At 35.2% G+C, this 9,229-nt stretch carries 10 protein-coding genes; 3 read left to right on the top strand and 7 right to left on the bottom strand.

What is annotated here, in order from left to right; all coding sequences use genetic code 11:
* The first annotated feature begins 83 nt into the window (after positions 1-83).
* Positions 84-434, top strand: a complete 351-nt coding sequence (locus AC4AGG_RS14145) for a hypothetical protein (protein WP_489772663.1) — start codon at positions 84-86, stop codon at positions 432-434.
* A gap of 71 nt (positions 435-505) precedes the next feature.
* On the opposite strand, the gene lipA is transcribed toward AC4AGG_RS14145, so the two are convergent.
* The gene (gene lipA, locus AC4AGG_RS14140; RefSeq protein WP_489772662.1) at positions 506-1,372 is read right to left on the bottom strand and encodes a lipoyl synthase; all 867 of its coding nucleotides are present in this window, start codon (positions 1,370-1,372) and stop codon (positions 506-508) included.
* Positions 1,373-1,546: 174 nt separating this feature from the next.
* Between lipA and AC4AGG_RS14135 the strand changes: the two genes are divergently transcribed.
* Positions 1,547-2,455 carry an AEC family transporter gene (locus AC4AGG_RS14135; protein WP_489772661.1) on the top strand — a complete coding sequence of 303 codons (909 nt, stop codon included), beginning with the start codon at positions 1,547-1,549 and terminating at the stop codon, positions 2,453-2,455.
* Here AC4AGG_RS14135 and AC4AGG_RS14130 read toward each other — a convergent pair.
* A complete protein-coding gene (locus AC4AGG_RS14130) occupies positions 2,452-3,012 on the bottom strand; it encodes an RNA polymerase sigma factor (RefSeq protein WP_489772660.1) in 561 nt (186 codons plus the stop codon). The two genes, AC4AGG_RS14135 and AC4AGG_RS14130, sit on opposite strands and share 4 nt — an antisense overlap.
* Positions 3,013-3,087: 75 nt before the next feature.
* On the opposite strand from AC4AGG_RS14130, the gene AC4AGG_RS14125 reads away from it, so the two are divergent.
* Entirely contained in the window at positions 3,088-4,701 is a 1,614-nt protein-coding gene (locus tag AC4AGG_RS14125; RefSeq protein WP_489772659.1) for a M1 family metallopeptidase, read from the top strand.
* 60 nt (positions 4,702-4,761) lie between these two features.
* Here AC4AGG_RS14125 and gldG read toward each other — a convergent pair whose 3' ends face one another.
* The 5 genes from gldG to AC4AGG_RS14100 form a co-directional block, all read right to left on the bottom strand.
* Positions 4,762-6,420 (bottom strand): gliding motility-associated ABC transporter substrate-binding protein GldG, encoded by a 1,659-nt coding sequence (gene gldG / locus AC4AGG_RS14120; protein ID WP_489772658.1) that lies wholly within the window; start codon positions 6,418-6,420, stop codon positions 4,762-4,764.
* 29 nt (positions 6,421-6,449) lie between these two features.
* Positions 6,450-7,178: an ABC transporter permease gene (locus tag AC4AGG_RS14115; protein WP_489772657.1), complete on the bottom strand. Its 729-nt coding sequence runs from the start codon at positions 7,176-7,178 to the stop codon at positions 6,450-6,452.
* A gap of 54 nt (positions 7,179-7,232) precedes the next feature.
* On the bottom strand, positions 7,233-7,778 hold the full coding sequence (locus AC4AGG_RS14110; protein ID WP_489772656.1) for a CopD family protein: 546 nt from the start codon (positions 7,776-7,778) through the stop codon (positions 7,233-7,235).
* A gap of 412 nt (positions 7,779-8,190) precedes the next feature.
* Positions 8,191-8,676, bottom strand: a complete 486-nt coding sequence (locus AC4AGG_RS14105; protein WP_489772655.1) for a hypothetical protein — start codon at positions 8,674-8,676, stop codon at positions 8,191-8,193.
* A gap of 33 nt (positions 8,677-8,709) precedes the next feature.
* The gene (locus tag AC4AGG_RS14100) at positions 8,710-9,093 is read right to left on the bottom strand and encodes a helix-turn-helix domain-containing protein (RefSeq protein WP_489772654.1); all 384 of its coding nucleotides are present in this window, start codon (positions 9,091-9,093) and stop codon (positions 8,710-8,712) included.
* Between the last annotated feature and the right edge of the window lie 136 nt (positions 9,094-9,229).

The raw sequence follows: 9,229 nt of genomic DNA, 5'->3' as shown, positions 1-9,229 counted from the left end.
TATTTAAATCTAAAGATACATTAATAACTTTATAACACAAAAGTCGTAGATTTGAATTACATCAAGAGTAAATTCCCTTGCAAATGAATATTTTAGGTCTACTACTTTGTTTGGTACCAATTGTATTTTTCTTTTATAAATTTGGAAAACACGAAGCTTTTCACATTAGCATTAATGTTCTGATGTACGGATTCTACGCCTATCTTTGGATAATTCTTCTTATTCCTAAAGAACATCCTGAGAGAGGAGATACAGGTTTAGGAGTTGGGCTTTTTACCCTTTTTTCCTCACCTCTATTCTTGATTTTCAATGTTGTTTCTATCATTTACGGTAATAAAATCCACAACAAGACAATAATGCGAATTAATATCGTCGGATTGATTTTATGTTTAGTACATATAATTACTTTCGCAATTTTAACAGGATTAATTTAACTTAAAAAAAATCGCCCAATTGGACGATTTTTATTTATTGATTCTTATTACTTTTTACTTGGTTCTTACCATTAATGAATATGCTTTTCTGCATGATAAGAACTTCTCACCAAAGGCGAACTCTCCACATGACGGAAACCAAGATTTTTGGCAAAAATTTCATATTCACTAAATTCTTCTGGTGTAATAAATTTCTTAACTGGCAAGTGGTTCTTCGTTGGTTGAAGATATTGTCCTATCGTCACGATATCTACTCCTGCATTTCTCACGTCTTCAATCGTCTGAAAAACTTCATCCTTCTCCTCTCCTAATCCCAACATAATTCCGGTTTTCGTACGTCTTTGACCTGCGTCTTTTAGGTATTTTAATACATCCAAACTTCTTTCATACTTGGCTTGGATTCTCACCTCTCTGGTTAATCTTTTAACAGTTTCCATATTGTGAGAAATCACTTCTGGTGCCACTTCAATCATACGATCAAGATGTTTATGAATCCCTTGGAAATCTGGAATCAATGTTTCCATCGTTGTTCCTGGAGAAATACGTCTCACCGCATTAACCGTTTCTGCCCAAAGAATAGAACCCATATCCTTGAGGTCGTCTCTATCAACCGATGTAAGAACAGCATGTTTGATTTTCATTAACTTAATGGAGCGCGCCACTTTTTCTGGTTCGTCCCAGTTAACATCCAAAGGTTTCCCTGTTTTAACACCGCAAAATCCACAGCTTCGGGTACAGATATTTCCCAAAATCATAAAAGTAGCCGTTCCTTCTCCCCAACATTCGCCCATATTAGGACAGCTACCACTTTGACAAATGGTATTAAGCTTATATTTATCCACCAAACCTCTTAATTCTCTGTAATTTTTTCCAGTTGGAAGTTTTACTCTAATCCATTTTGGTTTATTGGTAACAGTATCTTGAATTTGATTCTCCATATTAGAAATTGAATTCACAAAATTAAGGAATATTTTACAAGTAATATCATGATGAAAACAATCGCCTGCATTTGAATTTTCTATAATTTAAACTCTCCCAAAAACAAAATCGTTTAAAAAATTCTTCATCTTTAGGAAACCCACTACCTTTGTAACTCTAAAACTGAAAATTAAGTGTTCAACTTTGTACTGATAGCGGTATGTATCATCAGCGGAATGATTCTTAGGGCGACCCGTTCTATTCATCCCGAAGCGCATAAAGGGATTAACACTTGGATTCTCTACATCGCCTTACCTGCGGTTTCTTTTAAATATTTACCCAAAATAGAGTGGAGTTCAGATTTGTTTTTTCCTGTTTTCGGAACGCTCTTGATTGCTGTTGGAAGTTTCTTTTTCATGAAATTTTATGCCCAGAAAAAAAGATATTCTCAACGGTCAAGAAGTACATTGGAAATGATAAGTGGTTATGCCAACACCTCTTTCATCGGTTTTCCTTTGGTCTCAGCGTTTTTTGGTGAACAATTTTTGAGCATCGCTGTTATCTGTGACCAAACCATGTTTTTCGGATTATCGACTTTGGGAATGATTGCAGCATTGAGAGGCGGAAGAGACGACCAATCTATTTCTGCAAAATTTATTTTGAAAAGACTTTTGACCTTCCCTCCTTTTATTGGTTGCATTAGTGCATTAATACTCTCTCAGGTCATCGACCTCACTATTGCGGAAGCACTTTTTGATAAATTAGCTTCGACAGTTGCACCTCTTGCACTATTTTCAGTTGGACTTCAATTAAAATTCAATGGGTGGAGAAAGTTGATTCCGCAAATTTCGATGTCTATGTTGTACAAACTGATTTTGGCACCCGCTCTTGTTATGCTGGTTGCCTTGATGTTAGGATTGAAAGGAGACATTGCAAAAATCACCATTTTTGAAGCAGCAATGCCTACTTTGGTCACTTCCAGCATTATTGCAGAACAATATCATCTGAATACAAAACTCACCAACCTTACGATAGGAATCAGTATTATTATTGGTTTTGCAACAACAGCAATGTGGTATTTTATTATAGAAGGATTCCTCTAATCTACATCGAAATCATTGTCTTTCAGCAATTCGCCGAGGACTTTTTTGGCGCGCATAATGCGGACTTTGGTATTAGAAACCGAAATATTAAGCTCTTCTGAAATCTCTTTGATACTTTTTTCCTCAAAGAAACGAAGCCTTATAATATCCTGATAATTAGCATCCAAACTACCAATAATTTTTAAAATTTTGCTTTGGTCTTCGTCTGAAATCAGAAGTTCTTCTGGTGATTTGGCGTACTCATTTCTAACATCGTGAAGTGTATCGCTGGATTTTTCCGTTTCTTTCCCTTTTCTACGCCAAAAATCAATAATGGTATTTTGCGCAATCGTCAAAACCCATGTTTTGAATTCGAAATTAGGGTCATACAAATCCAGTTTGGAAAGTACTTTAGAAAAAACATTCACTGTAATCTCATCCGCATCATTGGTATCATTAACTTTCTTCAAAATAAAGGAAAACACATCCACCCAATACAAGTTGATGAGCTGCGTCTGAGACTTCTGGTCTTTATCTTTTGCCCGATAAATCAGTTGTAAAAGTTCGGTTTTTTCCATCCTCACACAAAAATACGGAAATAAAAATTCAATCCATTTATTTTAATTAATTTTGAATTCAACATTATTGAGGTTATGAAGAAATTAGGTGGAATATTAATTGTGATGGGTACTTTTGTTTTTGGTCAAAAATTTACCAAAACAGATACACTGAAAGGCTCTGATACAGCATTTCGAAACTTTTGGGATGTCAAAAAATACGAACTGATTGTAGAACCCAATTTTGACAAAAAAGAAGTCTCCGGAACCAACAAAATTACTTTCGAAATCACAAAAAACATTGACAATCCAGTTTTCCAAATTGACCTTCAACAACCGATGCAATACAAAATCATCGAGTCGTCAGACAAACTGTGCAAAAGCAAAAGAGAAGGTGACTTCATTTTCATTACCTCCAAAAAAAAGTATAAAAAAGGAGACATTCAACATTTTACGATTCAATATTGGGGAAGTCCAACCATTGCAAAAAATGCACCTTGGGACGGAGGATGGGTTTTTAAAAAAGATAAAAATGGTAATCCCTTTATGAGTGTCGCTCAAGAAGGAGCAGGAACTTCGCTTTGGCTTCCTCTCAAAGATATTTGGAATGATGAACCCGAAAATGGAATCATCATGAAAATCATAACGCCAAGCGATTTGGTCGGAGTTGGAAATGGTAAATTGATCTCTGAAAAAATAGTAAAAAACAAAAAAGAATGGACTTGGGAAGTTAAAAATCCTATTAACGACTATTCCATCGTCCCAAGTGTGGCTAAATACGTGAATTTTAAAGATACTTACGACGGCGAAAATGGAAAATTAGATTTGGATTATTGGGTTCTGGATTACAATCTCGAAAAGGCAAAAAAACAGTTTCAGCAAGTCAAACCAATGCTGAAAGCCTTTGAATATTGGTTCGGGGCTTATCCCTTCTATGAAGATTCCTATAAATTGGTGGAGACGCCTTATCTCGGAATGGAGCATCAAAGCAATGTTGCGTACGGTAATAATTATACCAACGGTTATGACGGAAGAGATTTGTCTGAAACAGGAATTGGATTGAAATGGGATTTTATCATCATCCATGAAAGTGGTCATGAGTGGTTTGCCAACAACATTACGGCCAAAGACCAAGCTGACATGTGGATTCACGAGAGTTTTACATGTTATTCGGAGACACTTTTTACGGAAAAGTTTATCGATAAAAATTCGGCCAACAAATATCTACAAGGACTTAGACTCAATATCGTCAATGACAAGCCCATAATTGGTAAATATGGCGTAAGAAACGAAGGAAGTGGAGACATGTATTACAAAGGCGCCAATATGCTTCACACGATGAGACAAGTCATCAACGACGATGAAAAATTTCGACAAATTTTAAGAGGTCTTAATCAGGATTTTCGTCATCAAACCGTCACTTCGGAACAAGTTGAAAACTATATTTCCCAAAAATCAGGGATTGACTTTTCAACGGTTTTTAATCAATATCTAAGAACTACAAAAATTCCAGTTTTAGAATATCAACAAAATGGAAATCAGTTAAAGTTTCGGTATCAAAACGTGGTGAAAGATTTTCAACTCCCAATTAGATTCAATGAAAATATGGTCATCAATCCAACTGAAAATTGGCAGTCCATCACTTTGAGTTCAGCTAATCCTATCCAATGGAATTACAATTATTACATCGAATACAAAAAGGCGAGATAAAATAAAAAAAGGAATGCGATTGACCTTCCTATATTTTTTGTAGCAAATTAAAAATCTTTCTTACCCGAATTTCTTTTTGCGCAGCCAATAAAACAACCCAGCAAGGATACAGATAATTGCCAAAGGCAAAATCATATTGAACCATTGCCAATTGCTTTTTTCCTCATCAATTCTTTTTCGGTCTAACAATCGAGCTTCGATGTTTCTGTTTCTTAATTCAATCAAATTACTATCGTCAAGAAGCCAATCCAAAGCATTTTTCAGAAATTGCTCGTTACCATATTGTTGTTTCGTCAACAAATCTGTTCCTAGAGGCAAAGCTTGACCTTTCACAATCTGATTGCGACCAACATCTCCATCAGCAATGACAATCATCTTGTTTTCTGGACTTTTGGCTTTGAAGTTCTGAACTTTTTTACTCTCGATTCTATTAGCATAAGCCGAATTGAACTTTCCTTCCAACGAAACCGCAAAAATCTTAGGCGTGGTGGGCTTTTCGAACTGCATTGTAGAATCAATCTGCACAATTTCTGAGAGTGCAACACTAGCTGGAACTTGCTTGATATTAGTCCTCTCACTACTCTCAAACAAAACCGATGTTTTGATTCCTTTTCGCCCCAAAGTGTCAATAGCAGTAGGAAATTCGAATTTAACTGGGTTAATATTCTGCGTGATTGGATGACGAGTTTCTGAAATTCCAACAGGAAAATACGGCCAAAGAAAACTACTATATTGTGGATTACCGGCTACTTCTCCAGAAACAATTCTGATAAGAGCCGACTTCTTCATATCCTTGACCAAACCAGCATTGATACGAATACCATAATTAAAGAAAAAATCAGTGAGATTATTATCAACGGGAAAGGCAACAATCTTTTTGGAAGTAAAAAGCGTATCCATCTCCGCATTAACCGCATCAATCATCCAAAGCGTCTTTCCACCATTCATAATATATTGATCCAAAACAACTTTTTCTTGGTCGGTGAATGGTTTACGAGGTTTTGCAATGACCAAAGCATCCATCTTTTTCAGTTTTGGAAGGTCTGCAAAACTCAACTCACTTCCTACCTCTGGAATGACTGGACCTGCATTATAGTTCTCCAATGCCATGCTAACAAATCCTTGAAATTGTTCTGGTCTTAATTCATCTTGATTAACCAGGATTCCAACATTCTTTCGAGAGTCTGAAGCGATATTCTTGATATTAGAAATCAAATTATACTCTAGGTTTTCGATGGATTTATTCAATTGTTCGGACCTTTGAATCCCAGATTGCTCAAGAATTAATGGAAGCGAAGCTCCATATTCTCCATACTTCATCACTGCATAAGGGAAAATCACGATTTGCTCCGCCTTTCCGTCCTTGAAATCAGAAATTTGAGAAGGACTCATTCCCATTGCCATCAGAGTATCTTGCGACATTTTGGTCGCTACTGGATCTATAAATTTGAAATCAATTTTAGGATTAATGCTTCTGAATTCTTCTAGCATAAAACGGGTTTCGTTCTGTAACTGTTTGAAATCAGCCGGAAATTCTCCATCCAAATAGACTTCGACCATCAAAGGTTTTTTGATAGATTTCAAGACCTTGACTGAAGATTCAGAAAGGGTATATCTCTTTTCTTTGGTAAGGTCAACTCTCGTAGAAAAAATACCGATTGTTCCTAAAAGTAAAACGATTCCTAAAACAATGAGTATGATATTTTTGTTACTTTTCATTTTCAATTTTAATTAAATAAAAAAGGATTTTACTTTTTCTTTTGAACGAAATAATTAGACAGAAATAAGAATATCCCAACCACCAAAAGAAAATAAAACACATCTCTACTATCTATCAAACCTCGCGAAAATCCATTGAAATGTTGATAGAATCCAATTTTTTGCAAAATATAATCTGCTCCTCCTAATAACTTGTAGCTTGCTAATTGCTCTATTCCAAAAAATAAAATAAAGCAAAGAAAGACTCCTAACAAATAAGCCATAATCTGATTAGAGGAAATAGATGAAGCCAAAATTCCAACAGAAGAAAATGCTGCTACCAATAAAATCAATCCAAAATAACTTCCGAAAGTAGCCCCAAAATCTAGATTGCCTTCTGGAACTCCCAAAGTGTAAATAGTGTATAAATATACTAGCGAAGGTAGAATACATAGGACTCCAACCAACCAAACAGCTAAAAATTTCCCAGAAACGATTTCTGAAGTTTTCAGCGGTTGAGAAAACAGCCAATATAGGGTTCCGTTTTGTTGTTCTTCGGCAAATGTTCTCATGGTTAAAGCAGGGACAATAAACATCAATAACCAAGGAATTAATCCAAAATAACTTTGTAATGTCGCCATCCCAATCTCGAAAATATTGGAATCATTATCAAAGAAAAATAGGAACAATGTCCCTACAATACTGAACGCAGCCAAAATAACCCAAGCGCTCCAATTTCCAAAATAGCTCCAAAGCTCTTTTTTAAATATTGCAATCATATTTGATGGATGAAGGATAATGGAAGACGGATACTCTTCCAACTCCGTTTTTATTTATTTTTTATTCTTATTCACTAATTTCACGGTTGCCATAATCAGCATCACTAGAACGACAAATCCCAGAATTAATTGCCACCAGTATTCAATCACCATGGATTTCATCATCACGGTGAAAACGACCAAAAACAAAATAAAAGTGGCAATCTCGTTGGCTTGTCTTAATTTGAGATTGGACATCGGCAACGCACCACCGTTTAAACGTTTCATTTCTTTGATTTTGTTCCAGCACCAGTAATGATAGAAGGCAAGACCCACAAGAAATGTCAATTTCAGATGAAACCATGGCATTTTCATCAATCCCATATTCAGGAAAATCATTGTTAATCCACTTACTAACATGATGATTCCAGCAGGAACGGTAATAATATTCCATAATCTTCTGGCCATGAAAACGTACTGCTCACGTAGGATTCTTTGTTTTTCTCTTTCGAAGTCATCGGTATCTTTATAGTACACAAAAATTCTTGCTAAGTAAAAAATACCCGCAAAATAACTGACCATAAAAATAATGTGTATTGCTTTGATTATCGTGTAAAGCATTCGTAATATTTGAATGCAAATATAATCAACTAAAAGCGATAAGCCAACTTGACATCAAAAACAAAATCCAAACAAATATTTGCCGTCTGCTCAAAAATTATTTTTTTTATTTTTTTACGATTAAGAAGTGATGAAATATCTAACTTAAAGTCGCAAAAGTGCATGTAAGTGGTCTCACAGTCCTTTGATAAGGTTACAACCTACAATACAGAGGTTGTATAAGTCAAAATTTGGGGTCTACAACACCAAAAAACAGGTTTTATGCATGGTTGATATGCTTCATAATTTCTGTATCAGGCTTTATGACCCGGACCACTCTTTTCCGAACATCAAAACACCAATAATGTACCTCATCAGTACTAATAAAAATCCCAAGCTTTTGGCTTGGGACTATATCAGTGAATATACGGACCTATTCTGTAGGCTCAATACCTGTTGTGTTCTTACCTGCCTTACTGAAAAACTGTTTCAGTTCTGTCTGCTTTGTTTCGAAACCAGGTGCGGAAGTTCCCGCCTTGTATGCTGTGTAAGCGTAATCCGTAAGTGCCGCTTGAAAATTATCATAATCATGAAGTATTTTAGAATTTTTCAGTCTCATAGAGAGACTATCCAAGCGAGCAATAAGTGCCTCATAATTTTGTCGACTGTTGAAATCCTTCTCAAACTCTGTCCAATCCACTTCCGTAGCACTTAGATTGGATTGGCTCTTGTAAAAATCGTAAACTTTGTTTACGAATAACTTGTTCTGCTCATTAATACTACCATACCTCTGACGGTCTTCTGCGGTCAGGTTAATGTTAATCTCAATAAGTGCGCTTTCTAACTCCGTAAGTGCATCTTGTGCTGCAGTAAGTTGTACGGCATTAAGATGCGTGTTGTTAAGATTTGTGATGGGCATGATGTTGTGTTTTTAAGTTAATACTAAGTGACATTATGATTTTGAATTGAATTGCTCTTTGTAGAAAGCTATTTGCTCTTTTAAAAGTTCTATTTGATTATTTTGGGAATCTATCAACTTCTGATATACTTCTCTATTCTCCTGAAAAAAATTATCCATCTTTTGCTGATATACATTTTCTTTTTCATGATGGTGGTGGTTGAGAATATCTTTTTCTAAATCTAAAAAATCGGTAAAAGGACTTTCTAATATGTCTGCAATCTTGAAAAGTCTTTCTACTGTTAGTCTGGTATCTCCTGTCTCAATCTTCCTATACGCAGCAGGAGTAATGTGTAATTCATCTGCCATGTTTTCGTAAGTATATCCTTTACGCTTGCGTTGTTGAGATATTTGCCCAACAATATAATCTACATCCATGAGTGTGTGTTTTTTATCAAAAGTAAAAATAATTTTACTAAAAGTCAAAAATTTTAATTAAAAGTACTTTTATTTTGTTATAATTCTTATGACTTTAGCACAAGAAAAAACACAGTGTTTTTTTATTAAATAAATT

It is taken from the genome of Chryseobacterium sp. CG10_8 (genome assembly GCF_058117085.1).
Note: the sequence above shows the minus strand (reverse complement) of the source record. Positions and strands in the feature narration are given on the sequence as shown.